A 16,050-nucleotide genomic window follows, 5' to 3' on the forward strand; every position below is an offset into this window, starting at 1 on the left:
CATTTCCCCGCTGATTCTATCCATGCCTTCCGTCTCTATCGCGTCTGATCGCTGGCTCGTCCTCAAGTTTGGTGGTACCTCGGTGTCCCGTCGTCATCGCTGGGACACGATTGGCCGACTGGCGAAAAAACGCGCGGACGAACAGCAGGCGCGGGTGCTGGTGGTGGTGTCGGCGCTGTCCGGCGTCACCAACGAGTTGACCGCAATCGCCGACGGTGCGGCCGACAGCGGCGATCGTGTGGCGCGGCTGGAACAGCGCCATCGCGAATTCGTCGCCGAGCTGGAACTGGATGCCGATGCCGTGCTGGGCGCACGCCTGGCGGCGCTGCGCGGATTGCTGGACGATCCGCGCGCAGCCAGCCGCAGCCTGGATTGGCAGGCCGAAGTGCTGGCGCAGGGCGAATTGCTGTCCTCGACGCTGGGCGCGGCCTACCTGGCGGCGCAGGGCCTGGACTTCGGCTGGATGGACGCGCGCCACTGGCTGCAGGCCAGCATCCTGCCCAACCAGTCGGCCTGGTCGCAGCGGTTGTCGGTGTCCTGCACCACCGCGCCGGATCAGGACTGGCGCCGCGCCTTTGCCGCGCAGGAACCGCGAATGCTGCTGACCCAGGGCTTCATCGCCCGCCACGGCGACGGCGGCACGGCGATCCTCGGCCGCGGTGGTTCGGATACCTCGGCCGCTTACTTCGGTGCGCTGCTGGGCGCGCAGCGGGTGGAAATCTGGACCGACGTCCCGGGCATGTTCAGCGCCAACCCGCGCGAAGTGGCCGACGCGCGCCTGCTGACCCGGCTGGACTATTACGAAGCGCAGGAAATCGCCACCACCGGCGCAAAGGTGCTGCATCCGCGTTCGATCAAGCCCTGCCGCAATGCCGGCGTGCCGATGGCGATCCTGGACACCGAACGCCCGGACCTGCCCGGCACCAGCATCGACGACAAGGCGGCCACCGTGCCCGGCGTCAAGGCGGTGAGCCGGCGCAATGGCATCGTGCTGGTGTCGATGGAAGGCATCGGCATGTGGCAGCAGGTGGGCTTCCTGGCCGACGTGTTTGCCCGCTTCAAGAAGCATGGCTTGTCGGTGGACCTGATAGGTTCATCTGAAACCAATGTCACGGTGTCGCTGGATCCCAGCGAGAACCTGGTCAATACCGATGTGCTGGCGGCGCTGTCGGCGGATCTGGCCGAAGTCTGCCGGGTCAAGGTGATTGCACCCTGCACGGCGATCACCCTGGTCGGCCGCGGCATGCGCTCGCTGCTGCACAAGCTGTCGGATGTGTGGGCGATGTTCGGTCGCGAACGCGTGCACCTGATTTCGCAGTCGTCGAACGATCTCAACCTGACCTTCGTGATCGACGAAGCCGCCGCCGATGGCATGTTGCCGGTGCTGCACAGCGCGCTGATCGACAGCGGCGCGATGCCGACCGAAGAGTCGAGCGTGTTTGGCCCGAGCTGGCGTGCGATCAACGGCAGCATCCGTCGCCGCAGCACACCGTGGTGGCATGGCCGGCGCGAGCGCGAGCGCCTGTTGTCGCTGGCGCAGGCCGGCACGCCGCGCTACGTCTATCGCTTGCCGACCGTGCGTGCACGTGCGCGGGCGCTGGCGGCGATCACCGCCATCGACCAGCGCTTCTACGCCATCAAGGCCAACTCGCACCCGGCGATCCTGCGCACGCTGGTGGAGGAGGGCTTCGGCCTGGAGTGCGTCTCGCAGGGCGAACTGCAGCGGGTGATGGCGACGGTGCCGTCGCTGCCGCACACCAAAATCCTGTTCACGCCGAGCTTCGCGCCGCGCAGCGAGTACGCGTTTGCATTGGAGCAGGGTGTGATCGTCACCCTCGACAATGTCGAGGCGCTGCAGAACTGGGGCGACCTCTTCCGCGGCAAGCAGCTGTGGCTGCGCGTGGACCTGGGCCGCGGCGATGGCCACCACGACAAGGTCAAGACCGGCGGCAAGACCTCCAAGTTCGGCCTGCCGCTGGTGCGGCTGGACGAGTTCCTGGCGCTGGCGCGCTCGCTGGACATCACCGTGATCGGCCTGCACGCGCACCTGGGCAGCGGCGTGGAAACGCCGCAGCACTGGAAGCAGGTGAGCGACGAGCTGGGCGGCATCGCGGATCAGATCGGCACCATCGAAAGCATCGACATCGGCGGTGGCCTGCCCATTCCGTATACCGCCGAGGACGAGCCCTTCGATCTCGACGCCTGGGGTGCGGGCCTGGCCGAAATCAAGACCGCGTACCCGGCCTACAAGTTGATCATCGAACCCGGCCGCTACCTGGTGGCCGAGTCGGGCGTGCTGCTCAGCCGGGTCAACCAGGTGGTGGAGAAGCAGGGCGTGCGCCGCGTGGGCGGCGATGCCGGCATGCACACACTGATTCGCCCGGCGTTGTATGACGCCTGGCATGACGTGGCCAACCTGAGCCGGCTGGATGACGTGGCCGAGGAAAACTTCGACGTGGTCGGCCCGATCTGCGAATCCAGCGATGTGTTCGGCAAGCACCGCCGCCTGCCGGCCGCGACACGCGAGGGCGATGTGCTGGTGTTCGCCGATGCCGGCGCTTACGGCTATTCGATGGCCAGCACCTACAACCTGCGCGATCTGCCGGCTGAGGAAATCCTGGAAGAAGGCCTGGACGATGTCGCCGCGCATTGAGTTCATCGTGCTCAGTGCGCTGCTGGCCGCCTTGCTGGCGGTGTCGGCGTACGTGCTGGCCGCGCACGCAGGCGAGGTAGGCCAGTGGGGCGAGGGGGCCTGGCGTGGGCTGGTGTTTGCCGTGCCAGCTGCCATGTCGGCGGCGCTGGCGGGCTGGATTGGCCTGCGCTGGCAGCGGCGCGCACTGGCCAGGCAACGCCGCTGGACGGCGGTGGGCCTGAACTGGCGCATCCTGCTGGTGTCATTTCTGCTGTTTCCACTGGTGGTGACGCTGTGGATGGCGCTCACCACCCTGTTTGATCAGGCCGTGGCACCGGCACCCGGACGGCTGTCCGACAACCTGCTCTGGCTGCCGTTGGCCGCGGTGATCTTCAGCGGCATGGCCATTGCTCTTGGCGCCATACCCGCCTTTGTCATTGAATATTTCATTTGCCGTCGCTACCTGCGTCGCACGGCCGTTACCACAGGTTCCGCATGACCCCTTTCGACAAATCCAGCATCCGCAGCTTCCGCTTCGTCCGTTGTTCGCTCGACACGGACAGCGGCGTGGCGCGGCTGGTCTACGCGTTTGACGATGGCCCGGAGTTGACCGAGACGGTCAGCTTCCCCGGCGCGCCGTTCACTCTGGATGCGCCCCGCGCGGCCGCCGCCGAGCGCGCCTTGCGGCTGCTGCACCTGATCACCGGCGTGAGCTACTACAAGGCCGCCGTGCCGGGCGACATCCGGGTCGACGACTATCCGATCGATGCCGATATCGCGGCCTTGCTGGATCTGATCTACGTCAACGGGCTGGGCGAGTTTGCTTATCGCAACGGCCTGGACCTGCGCGAGCGCGTGCGCTTTCCGGTGACCGCCGCGCAGGCCGATGCGCCGGCGCCGACGCTGGGCCTGCGCCCACATGCGCTGGTGGCGATCGGCGGTGGCAAGGATTCGCTGGTCAGCATCGAGGCATTGCGCAAGGCCGGCGTCGAGCAGACGGTCACCTGGATCGGTGGCTCGCAGTTGATCGGCGCCTGCGCCGCACGCACGGATCTGCCCACCCTCAACATCGGTCGCGCGCTGGCGCCGGAGTTGTTCGAGTACAACCGCCAGGGCGCATGGAACGGCCACATTCCAGTGACCGCGATCAACTCGGCGATCATGGTGCTGGGCGCGATCCTCAACGATGCCGATCAGGTGGTGTTCTCCAATGAGCGCTCGGCCAGCTACGGCAGCCTGATTCCCGGCACCGGCGAAGTGAACCACCAGTGGTCCAAGGGTTGGGCCTGCGAGCAGGCACTGGGCGAGTACGTGCAGAAGCATGTGGCCGCCGATCTGCAGTACTACTCGCTGCTGCGGCCGCTGTCGGAACTGGCGGTGGCGCGTCAGTTCGCCAAGAGCGATCACTACGACGCGCATTTCTCCAGCTGCAACCGCAACTTCCATATTCTCGGCGAGCGGCCGGTGAACCGTTGGTGCGGCGTCTGTCCCAAGTGCCATTTCGTGTTCCTGGCGCTGGCGCCGTTCATGCCGAAGCCGCGGCTGGTGCGCATCTTCGGCCGCAACCTGCTCGATGACGTCAGCCAGACCGGCGGCTTCGACGCCTTGCTGGAATACCAGGATCACAAGCCGTTCGAATGCGTCGGCGAAGGCCGCGAGTCGCGCGCGGCCATGGCGACGCTGGGTGAGCGTCCCGAGTGGCGCGAAGACGCGCTGGTGGCGCGCTTCAACCGCGAGATCCGTCCGCAGCTGGACGCGGGCGAGTTGAGCGTTGCCGCGCTGCTGGAGATCAGCGGCGAACATCGCATCCCCACGGATCTGTGGGAGCGCTTGCGTGCGCATTTCGCAACTTGAGGGACTGCGGGTAGCGCTGTGGGGCTGGGGCCGCGAAGGGCGCGCCGCGCATGAGGCGATCCGCGCACGCCTGCCGGCATTGCCGCTGACCCTGTTCTGCAACGAAGAAGAAGCGCGCTCGGCCGAAGCCTTGAAAGATGCCGGCCTGCGCGTGTTGACCGAACTCTCGGCGCAAGCGCTGTCGGCGTTCGACGTGGTCATCAAATCGCCCGGCATCAGTCCCTACAAGCCCGAAGCGCAGGCGGCGGCCGCGCAGGGAACCCGTTTCATCGGTGGCACGGCGTTGTGGTTCGGCGAGCACGCCGACGCCGACGGCGTGGCGCCGGACACGATCTGCGTGACCGGCACCAAGGGCAAGAGCACCACCACCTCGCTGCTGGCGCACCTGCTGCGCGCGGCGGGCAAGCGCACCGCGCTGGTCGGCAATATCGGCCTGCCGCTGCTGGAAGTGCTGGACCCGCAGCCCGCGCCCGAGGTGTGGGCCATCGAACTGTCCAGTTACCAGACGGTGGATGTGGCCGCCAGCGGCGCGCGTCCGCAGGTGGCGATCGTGTTGAACCTGTTTCCGGAACACCTGGACTGGCACGGCAGCCAGCAGCGCTACATCGAAGACAAGCTGGCGCTGGTGACGCAGGCGCATCCGCGCATCGCCGTGCTCAATGCCGCGGATCCGCAGCTGGCTTCGCTGTCCTTGCCACAGAGCGACGTACGCTGGTTCAACCAGGCCGCGGGCTGGCATCTGCGCGGTGACGATCTGTATCGCGGCGACGCCTTCGTGATGGACACGCGCAGCGTGCCGGTGCCGGGCCGGCACAACCGCAGCAATCTGTGCGCGGTGCTGACCGCGCTGGAAGCCATCGGCGTGGACGCCATCGCGATCGCTGCGGCCGCACGCGATTTCCAGCCGCTGCCCAATCGCCTGCAATGGCTGGGCGAGCGCGACGGCTACGGCTACGTCAACGATTCGATCAGCACCACGCCGCACGCCAGCCTGGCCGCGCTGGAATGCTATGGCGACCGCCCGGTCGCGCTGTTGCTGGGTGGGCATGATCGCGGCCTGGACTGGCAGGAGTTTGCCGTGCACATGCAGCAGCACGCGCCGCCGGTGATCGTGACCATGGGCGCCAACGGACCGCGCATCCACGGCTTGCTGGCGCCGCTGGCCGCGCAGGGGCGGTTCCAGCTCGCCGAGGCGGCGGATTTGCCGCAGGCGATGCAGCGCGCCCGCGCGTTGCTGCCCGCGCCCGGCGTGATCCTGCTCTCGCCCGGCGCGCCGAGCTTTGGCCAGTACCGTGACTATGTGGCGCGCGGGCGGCACTTCGCGGAACTGGCCGGGTTCGACCCGGCCCTGATCACCCAGATCGCGGGTATCGGAATCCAGTAATTGGATCCCGCCGTATTCACACGGCGGGGCTACACTTCGGCGGCATTCAACCCGTCCGGTTCTTCCACTGCGAGGATTTCCCATGCGCCTGTTTTCAATTGTCGCGGCCACTCTGGCCGTTGTGGGCCTGTCGCTGCTGTCCACTTCCGTACTGGCTGCGCCCACGGCCAAGCCGGTGGAATGGAAGGTGGGCGGCAAGACCTTTTCCGGCTTCCTGGTCTATGACTATGCCGAACGCGAACAGCGTCCGGGCTTGCTGATGGTGCCGGACTGGATGGGCGTGACCGATGATGCCGTGGCCAAGGCCAAGCAGGTGGCCGGCGACGACTACGTGGTGCTGGTGGTGGACATGTACGGCAAGGGCGTCCGGCCCAAGGACGCCGACGAGGCCATGGCCCAGGTCAAGCTGCTCTACGCCGATCGCGAGGCGATGCGTGCACGCACGCAGGGCGCGCTGGCCACGCTGAAAAGCCAGGCGGGCAAGGCGCCGCTGGATGCCGCACGCATCGCCGCCTTCGGCTACTGCTTCGGTGGCTCGTCGGTGCTGGAACTGGCGCGCAGCGGCGCGGACTTCAAGGGCGCCATCACCTTCCATGGCGGACTGGATACCACCGCGCCCGCCAAGGCCGGTGGGGTCAAGGCGCCCATTCTGGTGCTCAACGGCGCCGACGATCGCGGCACGGCGCCGCACATCGCCGCGTTCGAGAAGGAAATGAACGAGGCCGACGCGGACTGGCAGTTCGTCAATTTCAGCGGCGCGGTGCATTGCTTCGCGCTGGAGAACGCCAACCGTCCGCCGGGCTGCGTGTACAACGCGCGTGCGGCCAAGCGCGCCTACAAGATGATGGATGACTTCCTGGACGAGGTGTTCGCGCGCTGATGCGCGAGTCGATCGCGGCAAGGCGGTGAATGCGCGGCGACCTCGGGTCGCCGCGCTGCTTCGGGATCAGTGCTTGCGTTCGATGGCGTAGCGGGCCAGGCCGCGCAGCGCCGCCACCGCGTCATTGCCGGGCAGGCCATCGAGCGCACGTTCGGCGGCTTCGGCGTATTCGCGCGCACGCTGCTGGCTGTATTCCAGCCCGCCGGTGGCGCGGATGGCCGCCAGCACTTCCGGCATGGCGGTGGCGTCACCTTCCTGCACGATCACGCGCAGGCGTTCGGCGGTGGCCGGATCCGAATGTTTGATCGCATGGATCAGCGGCAAGGTGGCCTTGCCTTCGGCCAGATCATCGCCGAGGTTCTTGCCCAGGTCCGCCGCTTCGGCGGTGTAGTCCAGCACGTCGTCGGCAATCTGGAAGGCGTAGCCCAATTGCATGCCGTAGTCGTACAGGCGCTGCTGGGTGGCGGCATCCACGCGCGACGCCAGCGCGCCCAGCTGCGTGCCGGCCGCGAACAGCACCGCGGTCTTGCGCTCGATTACGCGCAGGTAGGCGGCTTCGTCGGTATCGGGGTTGTGTACGTGCAGCAGCTGCAGCACTTCGCCTTCGGCGATGCGGTTGGTGGTGTCGGCCAGGATGCGCATCACGTCCATGCGATCCAGTTCCACCATCAGCTGGAAGCTGCGCGAATACAGGAAGTCGCCGACCAGCACGCTTGGCGCGTTGCCCCACAGCGCGTTGGCGGTGCTGCGGCCGCGGCGCAGATCGGACTCGTCGACCACATCGTCGTGCAGCAGGGTCGAGGTATGGATGAACTCGATGATCGCCGCCAGTTGGTGGTGGTCCGCGCCCACGTCACCGGTGGCGCGTCCGGCCAGGGCGACCAGCATCGGCCGCAGTCGCTTGCCGCCGGCCGAGATGATGTGGTCGGCAATCTGGTTGATCAGCACCACGTCCGAGGCCAGGCGCTCGCGGATCAGCGTGTCGATGGCGGCCATGTCCGCAGCGGCAAGGGTCTGGATATGAGGCAGCGCCAGGGCAGGGCGGGGGGATTCGACGACGGACATGGGGGACAGGTCAGGGAAGTGACTGAATTATAAGGTGCGCAACGCGGAGTTTTTCCTACGTCGGGGCGGGTATTTCTCCCACGCCCGAATCAGCCTGATGGCCGGAGGCTGGCCTTGTCCACCCCTGTATACTCGTCCCGGCACATGCTCGCCGCTGGCGGGCCTCACAACTACGGAACCAAAGCGCTATGGCCCGCGGCATCAACAAAGTCATCCTGGTCGGCAACCTCGGCAACGATCCCGACACCAAGTACACCCAAGGTGGCATGGCCATCACCCGGATCAGCCTGGCCACCACCAGCGTCCGCAAGGACAAGGACGGCAACCAGCAGGAACGCACCGAATGGCACCGCGTGGTGTTCTTCGGCAAGTTGGGCGAGATCGCCGGCGAGTATCTGCGCAAGGGCAGCTCGGTGTACGTGGAAGGTTCGCTGCGTTACGACAAGTACACCGGCCAGGACGGCGTGGAGAAGTACACCACCGACATCGTCGCCGATGAAATGCAGATGTTGGGCGGCCGTGGCGAAGGCGGTGGCGGTGGCGGTGGCGGTGGCGGTGAGCGCCCGCAGCGTCCGCAGCGCCAGGAGTATTCGCAGCAGGCCCCGCAGCGTCGCCAGGCCCCGGCCCAGCAGCCGGCGCCGATGGATGACTTTGCCGACGACGATATTCCGTTCTGATCGCAATCCTGCGCTATGCCAAAACGCCCGCTACTCGCGGGCGTTTTGCTTTTTGCTGTCGGCCAGCTTCGCCGTGAGGCCTCCACGCATGGCGAGCACACGCAATCGGAATGCCATCAACGCCGGGCGATGCTCGCTCCGCCATCAATCGGTACCGTGGCGCCGGTAATCCACGCGGCTTCATCCGAACACAGGAACAGCAGCAGCGACGCCACGTCGGCCGGTGTGCCGAGCCGGCCCAGCGGATGTCGCAGGACATTTTTCGCCAACGCCGCCGCGGGATCGGGCAGGCGCGCGAACGAGGCGCGCAGCAATGGCGTGTCGATGGAGGCCGGGGCAATCCCGTTGACGCGAACGCCCTGCGGCGCCAGTTCCAGCGCCAGCGTGCGGGTCAGCGCATCCAGGCCACCTTTTGAACTGGCGTAGGCGGCCAGGCCGGGTGCGCCGAAGTAACCATTGATGGAGGACACCAAGGCGAAGTTGCCGCGACCCGCCGCCACCATCGCCGGGGCAAACGCCTGCACCAGCCGCACCGCGCCACCGACATTGACGTCATACACCCGCGCAAACGCCTGCGGACTGGATTCCAGGGTGGTGGCGAACTCGGTGGTGGCCGCGGCATGCACGACGATGGTCGGCTCGCCCAGTTCCGCACGGATGCGGGCGGCGGCGCTGGCCACCGATGCGTCATCGCCCAGGTCGCAGGCCAAGGCCAGTTCGCCCTCGTCGGGTTGCCGCAGATCCAGCGCGGCAATGCGTGCGCCCGCCGCGGCAAAGCGGCGGCAGGTTTCCGCGCCGATGGCGCCGGCTGCGCCGGTGATGACCACCACTTCATTGTCCAGCCTGGGCATGACCTCTCCTGTTGTGCTGCGCTGCAAGATTGACACGCCCCGGGTGCGCCTCAATACTTAATTTCAGATTTTTGATTTTACCTAAACGCAAGTCGACACGCCAAGCGATCTGGTTGGCCCTGGGAGGGGCCCCGACGTCTTCGAGCCCCTGGCAACGTGTATCCGGCATTCTGCCGGTAGTACGTCAAGGCAGGGTCCGGGGCACGGCTGGACCTTGGCCCCATGAACCCAGCTTCGATCGGCCTGGCGCCGCTACGCAGCGCGCAACAAGGGCGGTCCGACGCGGTCGCCGGGGAGAACGTTCCAGATGATGGGCAAGCGCAATCGAATGTTTCAGGCGGTACACGTGGCATTGGTCGTGGGTGGCCTGGGCTTGGTCCCCGTGGCGGCGGCACTAGCACAGGAGGCGTCGCAGCTCGACACGCCCAGCCAAAGCGCGCCCACCCAGAGTGCACCTGCGCAAGACGCGCCGGCCAATGCCGCGACCAACCTGGAATCCGTGCAGGTGCTGGGTTCGCGCATCAAGCGCACTGACACCGAGACCTCGCAACCCGTGCTGATGATGTCGCGCGAGGAAATCCAGGCGCAGGGCCGCACCACCATCGGCGAGGTGATCCAGCAGATCACCGCCACTGGCGCGGCGATCAACAGCAACATCAACTCTGGCGGCAGCGGCCAGAACCGCGTCAGCCTGCGCAACCTGGGCAGCAACCGCACGCTGATCCTGGTCAATGGCCGGCGCTGGGTGGGTGGCTCGGGCCTGAGTGGCGACGTGGATCTGAACTCGATCCCGAGCGCGGCGGTGGAACGCATCGAAGTGCTGAAGGACGGCGCCTCCGCCATCTATGGTTCCGACGCCATCGGTGGCGTGGTCAACGTGATCCTGCGTGATGAAATGGACGGCGCCGAGGCCAATGCCTACTTCGGCCAGTTCGATGTCGGCGACGGCAAGCGCACCAGTTGGGACGCCACCGTCGGCAAGGTGGGCGAGCGCTTCTCCGCAATCCTCGGCATCGGCCGGGTCGTGCAGGAGGCCGTGGGCGCCGGTGATCGCGCGATCTCTGCGGTGCCTGTCTATGGCGCCACTCCCGGCTTCCGTGGCGTGGCCAACACGCCCGATGGTCGCTTCAGCCTGGCAGCGAATGGCAGCAGCCCGTTCACCAACGACGGGCCCGGCACGCCGTTCCGTCCGTTCCGCTCCAGCGACAACTACAACACCGCGCCGGATCGTTATCTGTCGGTCAACCAGGAAATGAACTCGGTGTTCGGCAACTTCAAGTTCGACGTCACCGACAACTTCCGGATCAAGTTGACCTCGCAATACCTCGAACGGCAGACCGATCAGAAGTTGCCGGTCAATGCCGTGGTCTTCGGTGCGTTGGGCAATGCCTACAGCCGCAGCATCGGCATCAGCGCCGACAGCCTGTACAACCCGCTGGGCCAGAACGTGGTGTGGGGCGGGCGGATGATTTCCGAAGCGGGCGGGCGAATGATCATCCGCGATGTCGACACCACGGCGGTGAACCTGTCGCTGGAAGGCACGTTCACGGTCGGCGAGCGGTTCTGGGATTGGGATGCCGGCTACTTCTACGGACGCACGCGCAGCCATGACACCGGCCTGGGCCAACAGGATTACCGCCGCATCCGCGAGGCGGTGGGGCCGTCGATGCTCGATGCCGGCGGCAGGCCGGTGTGCGTGGGTACGGCCGGCGATCTCTCGACGGTGATCGCCGGTTGCGTGCCGCTGAATCTGTTGGGCGGCTCGGGCACTGTCACGCCGGAGATGCTGGCCTACATCAACTTTGTCGAGAGCAGCCGCCTGGGTTACGAACAGCGCAGCGCCTACGCCAACATCACCGGCGAACTGTTTGCGATGCCGGCCGGTGCGCTGGCGTTCGCGGCCGGCGTGGAGCATCGCGAAGAGAGCGGCTTTGATACCCCGGATGCGCTGATCGCCTCGGGCGTGACCAATGGCTTCACCCGCGATCCCACCAATGGCGCGTACGACGTGGACGAAGCCTACCTGGAATTCGCGGTACCGTTGGCGCAAGGCCGTCCGGGCCTGCAGCTGCTCGACCTCAGCATCGCCACGCGCTATTCCGACTACAGCAATTTCGGCGACACCCTCAACAGCAAGGTGGGGTTCCGCTGGAAGCCGGTTGAAAGCCTGATGGTGCGCGGCAACTGGAGCGAAGGCTTCCGTGCGCCGGCGATTCGCGAGCTGTACCAGGGCCAGAGCAGCGCCACCCAGCAGAACGCGACCGATCCCTGCGCGGCCACCCTGCAGGGCGCGCCACTGCCTGACCCGGTGTCCTGCGCGGGCGTGCCGGCCGATCTGGATCAGCAGCAGTCGGCGCTCAGCGTCACCTCCGGCGGCAATCCCGACGTCGGTCCCGAGACCGCCATCAGCCGCACGCTGGGCGTGGTCTACAGCCCGGGTTGGGCGAGCGGTCTGGACATGTCGCTGGACTGGTGGCAGATCGAGATCGACGACACCATCACCACCATCGGCGCGCAGAACGTCCTCAACCAGTGCTACCGCAATGGCAACCAGGACATGTGTGGCCTGGTCACGCGCAATGAGTTCGGCCAGATCACCGCGGTGCGCAATGTGCGCACCAACCTGGGCAAGGTCGAAGTGGAAGGCTATGACCTGTCGCTCAACTATCGACTGCCCGAATCCGACTGGGGCCGCTTCAACCTGCGCTGGGACAGCACCTACCTGGCGCGCAACGAATCGGATTCCGGCCTGAGCCTGACCGGCAGCGACGTGACCAGCGGAAGCGGCAACACGGTCGGCACCGGCAGCAACTGGCGCGTGCGCTCGAACGTGATGCTGTCCTGGCAACAGGGTGTGTGGGGCGCCAACTGGAACATGCGCTATTACTCGCGACTGGTGGAAAGTTGCACCAGCCTGGGCAATGAAGCGCGCGTGGTCTGTTCGGATCCCGAGCGCTACGTCGACAGCACCAAGGTCGATGCGGATGGCAACCGCGTCACCACGCCGAGCTGGTCGCCGCGCAACCGCATCCCCAGCATCGTCTATCACGACGTCAGCGCGTTCGTGGATTTGCCGTGGGATGCGCGCGTGACCCTGGGCATCAACAACCTGTTCGATAAGGATCCGCCGATCTCGGTGACCTCACCCAACAGTTTCGGTCCGGAGTACGAGATTCCGGGGCAGTTCTGGTACATGCGTTACCACCAGTCGTTCTGATGATGGCTAAACGAACCCTGCAGCACGGAGATCGGCGGTGAACGCCGCCGAGGCTCCGTCCACGATCCGCAGCAAGGCGCGCTGGGGCATCCTGGCGTTCCTGTTCCTGTCGACCGTACTCAATTACGTCGACCGGCAGACGCTGTCGATCCTGGCGCCGATCGTGCAACTGGATCTGGGCATCGACGACCGCGGTTACGCGACGATCGTGCAGCTGTTCCTGATCGCCTACACGCTGGCGCATCTGGGCGCGGGCTGGTTGACCGACAAGGTGGGTCCGAAGATCGGGCTCACCTTGTTCGTGGCCTGGTGGTCGCTGGCCAACATGTTGACCGGTCTGGCGCAGAGCGCGATGCAATTGGGCATGGCGCGGTTCGCGCTGGGCCTGGGCGAAGCAGGCAACTACACGGCGGCGCCGAAAACGGTGTCCGAACGTTTCCCGGCGCATGAGCGTGGATTCGCGGTGGGCGTGTACACCGCCGGCGCCATGGTCGGTGCGACGATCTCGCCGCCGCTGATTGGTTGGTTGGCGTTGACGCACGGCTGGCGCGCGGCGTTCATGGCGACCGGTGCGCTGGGTTTTGTCTGGATCATCGGCTGGTGGTTGGTGCATCGCGGTGCGCCCATCGTCGCCGCCGAGGCGGATGACGCGACGGTGGAGGCAAGTGGAAAGCCGGGCTGGTTGGCATTGTTACGGCAACGACCGGTCTGGGGACTGGCGCTGGCGCGCATGTTCACCGACCCGGTCTGGTACTTCTATCTGTTCTGGTTTCCGAAATACATGATCGACGATCGCGGCATGAATCTGCTGCAGATGGCGCAGGTGGCGTGGATCGTCTATCTCGCTGCGGACATGGGCAGCTTGATCGGCGGCTGGGCGTCGGGCCGGCTGGTCCGGCGCGGCATCGCGCCCGCGCGCAGCCGGCTCTGGCTGATGGCGGGCGCGGCGTTGCTGGCACCGGTGGGCGCATCGATTGCCGGTGGCCCGTCGATTCCCACCACCTTCGTGTTTGCGGCGCTGGTCGCATTCGCCCATCTGGTATTCCTGACCAACCTCACCACGCTGGCGGTGGATACGTTCCCGCGCCGTCACGTCGCCACCATCTTCGGCATCATTGCCGCCGGCAGTGGCCTGGGCGGCATGCTGTCCACCAAGTTGATCGGGGAGCTGGCCAGCACGCAGTCCTACGGCACGGTCTTCCTGGCGATGGCGGTGATGCATCCGCTTGGCTGGCTGCTGGCCTGGTGGGCCGTGCGCCGGCCGCACGGCGCCGCCACCTGATGCGCCGGTTGGCGATCGTCGCGGCCCTGTGTGCCTGCGCGATCGCCGCATCGCCGGGCGCCGCCTGCGCGCGCGAACCCGTGGCGCTTGATTCCGTCCAGACGTTGGCCGATCTGGACTATCAGGTCGTGGGCGAACGCAGCTTGCATGTCGACCTTCATCGTTTGCAGGCGACCACGCCCACGCCCATGTGGGTGTATGTGCATGGCGGCGGCTGGTCGCGTGGCGCGCGGCCGACCAAGCAAGCCTTCGCCGCGGCCTTCGCAATGGGCTACTCGGTGGTGGCGATCGAGTACCGGCTTGCCGCTGAAGCACCCGCACCGGCGGCCGTACAGGACGTGCGTTGCGCGCTGGCCTGGGTTGCACGCCATGGCGCGGCCCATGGCCTGGATACCAGCCACGTCGTGGTGGAAGGTGGCTCGGCCGGCGGCCATCTGGCGCTGCTGGCGATTGCCGCGGCTGACGATCCGGCATTCGACGCCGGCTGCGGCCCACTGCCGCGCATCACCGCGATCGTGGATCGCTTCGGCATCACCGACGTGGCGAACTGGCATCCGCCCTCCGGCGCGGTGGAACGCTGGCTGGGAGCGCGCGCCGGCGATGCGGCCTGGATGCGCCAGCTGTCGCCGCTGGCGCGGCTGCACGCGGGCATGCCGCCGATCTTCATCGTCCATGGCGACGCCGATCCGGTGGTGCCGATCGAACAGTCGCGGCAACTGCTGGCGGCAGCGCAGGCGCTGGGCATTCCGGCGCAGCTGCACGTGGTGCCCGGCGGCAAACACGGCGGATTCGATCCGCGCGAGGAAGCACGAATCATGGTCGCGCTGCGCGCATTCCTGCTGGCGCAAGGCGCACCCGCACGTTGACGGGAGTCCGGCCCGTGTCCCGGACGCATCCAACGGAGAAGCACCATGACCACGTCCGCACGACAGCATGGGCTGAGCATCGCCATCGCCGTCACCCTGGCCGCCAGCGCGGCGACCACCCGCGCGCAGACGCCCGCACCGCCGCAACTGGCCATCACCGGCAGTGTGCAGACCTTCCACGACAGCGCCCTGCAGACCTGCGGGACCACCAAGGTCCATATCGATGGGCCGGTGCGCCTGTTCCGCGATCAGTTCGACCTGGTGCACATGACCATCGGCGATCCGCAGGCGCGCGGCTGGCAGTGGACCGGCAGCGTCGCCGCCTTCAATGCGCAACCATCGACGGCCACGCTCGACTGCACGCCCATCATGATCGGCGACGTCGGCAACAACACCATCGATCGCTTCGACCAGAAGACGTTCCTGCAGGCGCTGCATTTTGATCCGGCCACCGGCTACGTCTACGGCTATGGCCACAACGATTATTTCGGCCGGCGTATTTCCGATCCCGATTGCCAATTCACCGGCGGCACGGTGCCCAAGCCGCAGTGCTGGTACAGCGCCATCGCGATCTGGAAGGCGGATGCGCTGAACACCTCGCCCAGCGGGCACCTGTCGTTCTCCAAGCTCAAGGGCGTGCCCTGGCACATCGCGATCTTTCCGCACGTGGCCTATCCAGGCGACACCAACACGCCCACCGCCGGCTGGATCGGCTACGGCGCACCGTCCAACATCGTCCGCGGCTTCAATGCCGAGGGTGAGCCGGATGGTTACTACTACTTCTTCGCCTACACCAGTTCCGGCTATGGCGACCAGGACAAGGGCGTGTGCCTGTTCCGCAGCGACAATCCGGCGCTGCGCGAAAACTGGCGGGCCTGGACCGGCAGCACCACCGCGCCGGCCTTCACCCAGCGCATGAACAATCCCTACATCAGCGCCACCGCGCCGTGCCCGGTGGTCAATGCGGGCACGTTCCAATCCTACGTGCGCAGCGTTCATTGGCATGCGGCGTCGCGTCACTACGTGGCGGTGTTCCGCGATGGCGCGGGCGTGCGCTATGCCACCTCGCGCGATCTGGTGAACTGGAACCCGTCGGTGGCGCTGTACAGCTCCACCGCCAGCGAAGTGAACTATCCGTCGCTGGTGGATCTGGATGGCGGCACGCCGGCGCTGGCCGGTGACGGTCACAACTTCGACGTGATCCACGACAACGGCAAGATGTATCTGTACTTCCGGACCTCGGTGGTGTCCGGGCATACCCGCATCAACCGCCTCGCCGTGGATATCAGCAACTATCCGTAAGTGTCACGCCGTGGTGGGCTGCAGCAGCCCACCACGGCGG

The 16,050-nt window shown here is 66.7% G+C and carries 12 protein-coding genes; 10 read left to right on the forward strand and 2 right to left on the reverse strand.

Going from position 1 to position 16,050, the window contains the following annotated elements; translation table 11 throughout:
- Positions 1-22 precede the first annotated feature (22 nt).
- From B5X78_RS13570 to B5X78_RS13590, 5 genes are all read left to right on the forward strand, one after another.
- Positions 23-2,653 (forward strand): bifunctional aspartate kinase/diaminopimelate decarboxylase, encoded by a 2,631-nt coding sequence (locus B5X78_RS13570; RefSeq protein ID WP_079725048.1) that lies wholly within the window; start codon positions 23-25, stop codon positions 2,651-2,653.
- The gene (locus B5X78_RS18480) at positions 2,637-3,131 is read left to right on the forward strand and encodes a hypothetical protein (RefSeq protein ID WP_139381564.1); all 495 of its coding nucleotides are present in this window, start codon (positions 2,637-2,639) and stop codon (positions 3,129-3,131) included. The genes B5X78_RS13570 and B5X78_RS18480 overlap by 17 nt, the downstream gene beginning before the upstream one ends.
- Positions 3,128-4,486: a UDP-N-acetyl-alpha-D-muramoyl-L-alanyl-L-glutamate epimerase gene (gene murL / locus B5X78_RS13580; RefSeq protein ID WP_079725050.1), complete on the forward strand. Its 1,359-nt coding sequence runs from the start codon at positions 3,128-3,130 to the stop codon at positions 4,484-4,486. The genes B5X78_RS18480 and murL overlap by 4 nt, the downstream gene beginning before the upstream one ends.
- Complete coding sequence (gene murD / locus B5X78_RS13585) at positions 4,467-5,870, forward strand: UDP-N-acetylmuramoyl-L-alanine--D-glutamate ligase (RefSeq protein ID WP_079725051.1); 1,404 nt, start codon at positions 4,467-4,469, stop codon at positions 5,868-5,870. Before murL ends, murD begins: the two co-directional genes overlap by 20 nt.
- 82 nt (positions 5,871-5,952) lie before the next feature.
- Entirely contained in the window at positions 5,953-6,750 is a 798-nt protein-coding gene (locus B5X78_RS13590) for a dienelactone hydrolase family protein (protein ID WP_079725052.1), read from the forward strand.
- Positions 6,751-6,816: 66 nt separating this feature from the next.
- On the opposite strand, the gene B5X78_RS13595 is transcribed toward B5X78_RS13590, so the two are convergent.
- Positions 6,817-7,815, reverse strand: a complete 999-nt coding sequence (locus tag B5X78_RS13595) for a polyprenyl synthetase family protein (protein ID WP_079725053.1) — start codon at positions 7,813-7,815, stop codon at positions 6,817-6,819.
- Positions 7,816-8,003: 188 nt separating this feature from the next.
- Here B5X78_RS13595 and B5X78_RS13600 point away from each other — a divergent pair, with 188 nt between their 5' ends.
- Positions 8,004-8,492 carry a single-stranded DNA-binding protein gene (locus tag B5X78_RS13600; protein WP_079725054.1) on the forward strand — a complete coding sequence of 163 codons (489 nt, stop codon included), beginning with the start codon at positions 8,004-8,006 and terminating at the stop codon, positions 8,490-8,492.
- Between the two features lie 116 nt (positions 8,493-8,608).
- Here B5X78_RS13600 and B5X78_RS13605 read toward each other — a convergent pair whose 3' ends face one another.
- On the reverse strand, positions 8,609-9,343 hold the full coding sequence (locus B5X78_RS13605) for an SDR family NAD(P)-dependent oxidoreductase (RefSeq protein ID WP_079725055.1): 735 nt from the start codon (positions 9,341-9,343) through the stop codon (positions 8,609-8,611).
- Positions 9,344-9,650: 307 nt separating this feature from the next.
- Between B5X78_RS13605 and B5X78_RS13610 the strand changes: the two genes are divergently transcribed.
- Genes B5X78_RS13610 through B5X78_RS13625 form a run of 4 tightly spaced genes read left to right on the forward strand, consistent with a single transcriptional unit; the run spans position 9,651 to position 16,010 of the window.
- The gene (locus B5X78_RS13610) at positions 9,651-12,560 is read left to right on the forward strand and encodes a TonB-dependent receptor (protein ID WP_079725056.1); all 2,910 of its coding nucleotides are present in this window, start codon (positions 9,651-9,653) and stop codon (positions 12,558-12,560) included.
- Positions 12,561-12,597: 37 nt separating this feature from the next.
- Positions 12,598-13,842, forward strand: a complete 1,245-nt coding sequence (locus B5X78_RS13615) for an MFS transporter (RefSeq protein ID WP_217698677.1) — start codon at positions 12,598-12,600, stop codon at positions 13,840-13,842.
- The gene (locus B5X78_RS13620; protein ID WP_139381565.1) at positions 13,842-14,708 is read left to right on the forward strand and encodes an alpha/beta hydrolase; all 867 of its coding nucleotides are present in this window, start codon (positions 13,842-13,844) and stop codon (positions 14,706-14,708) included. The genes B5X78_RS13615 and B5X78_RS13620 overlap by 1 nt, the downstream gene beginning before the upstream one ends.
- A 45-nt stretch (positions 14,709-14,753) precedes the next feature.
- Entirely contained in the window at positions 14,754-16,010 is a 1,257-nt protein-coding gene (locus B5X78_RS13625) for a hypothetical protein (protein WP_079725058.1), read from the forward strand.
- The last annotated feature ends 40 nt before the right edge of the window (positions 16,011-16,050 follow it).

This window comes from Pseudoxanthomonas indica (genome assembly GCF_900167565.1).
Lineage (GTDB): Bacteria > Pseudomonadota > Gammaproteobacteria > Xanthomonadales > Xanthomonadaceae > Pseudoxanthomonas_A > Pseudoxanthomonas_A indica.

Excerpts from the sequence above, each read along its gene's own strand:
- B5X78_RS13570 (WP_079725048.1), top strand. The coding sequence starts at position 23 with ATGCCTTCCGTCTCTATCGCGTCTGATCGCTGGCTCGTCCTCAAGTTT.
- B5X78_RS18480 (WP_139381564.1), top strand. The coding sequence starts at position 2,637 with ATGTCGCCGCGCATTGAGTTCATCGTGCTCAGTGCGCTGCTGGCCGCC.
- murL (WP_079725050.1), top strand. The coding sequence starts at position 3,128 with ATGACCCCTTTCGACAAATCCAGCATCCGCAGCTTCCGCTTCGTCCGT.
- B5X78_RS13590 (WP_079725052.1), top strand. The coding sequence starts at position 5,953 with ATGCGCCTGTTTTCAATTGTCGCGGCCACTCTGGCCGTTGTGGGCCTG.
- B5X78_RS13595 (WP_079725053.1), bottom strand. The coding sequence starts at position 7,815 with ATGTCCGTCGTCGAATCCCCCCGCCCTGCCCTGGCGCTGCCTCATATC.
- B5X78_RS13600 (WP_079725054.1), top strand. The coding sequence starts at position 8,004 with ATGGCCCGCGGCATCAACAAAGTCATCCTGGTCGGCAACCTCGGCAAC.
- B5X78_RS13605 (WP_079725055.1), bottom strand. The coding sequence starts at position 9,343 with ATGCCCAGGCTGGACAATGAAGTGGTGGTCATCACCGGCGCAGCCGGC.
- B5X78_RS13610 (WP_079725056.1), top strand. The coding sequence starts at position 9,651 with ATGATGGGCAAGCGCAATCGAATGTTTCAGGCGGTACACGTGGCATTG.
- B5X78_RS13620 (WP_139381565.1), top strand. The coding sequence starts at position 13,842 with ATGCGCCGGTTGGCGATCGTCGCGGCCCTGTGTGCCTGCGCGATCGCC.
- B5X78_RS13625 (WP_079725058.1), top strand. The coding sequence starts at position 14,754 with ATGACCACGTCCGCACGACAGCATGGGCTGAGCATCGCCATCGCCGTC.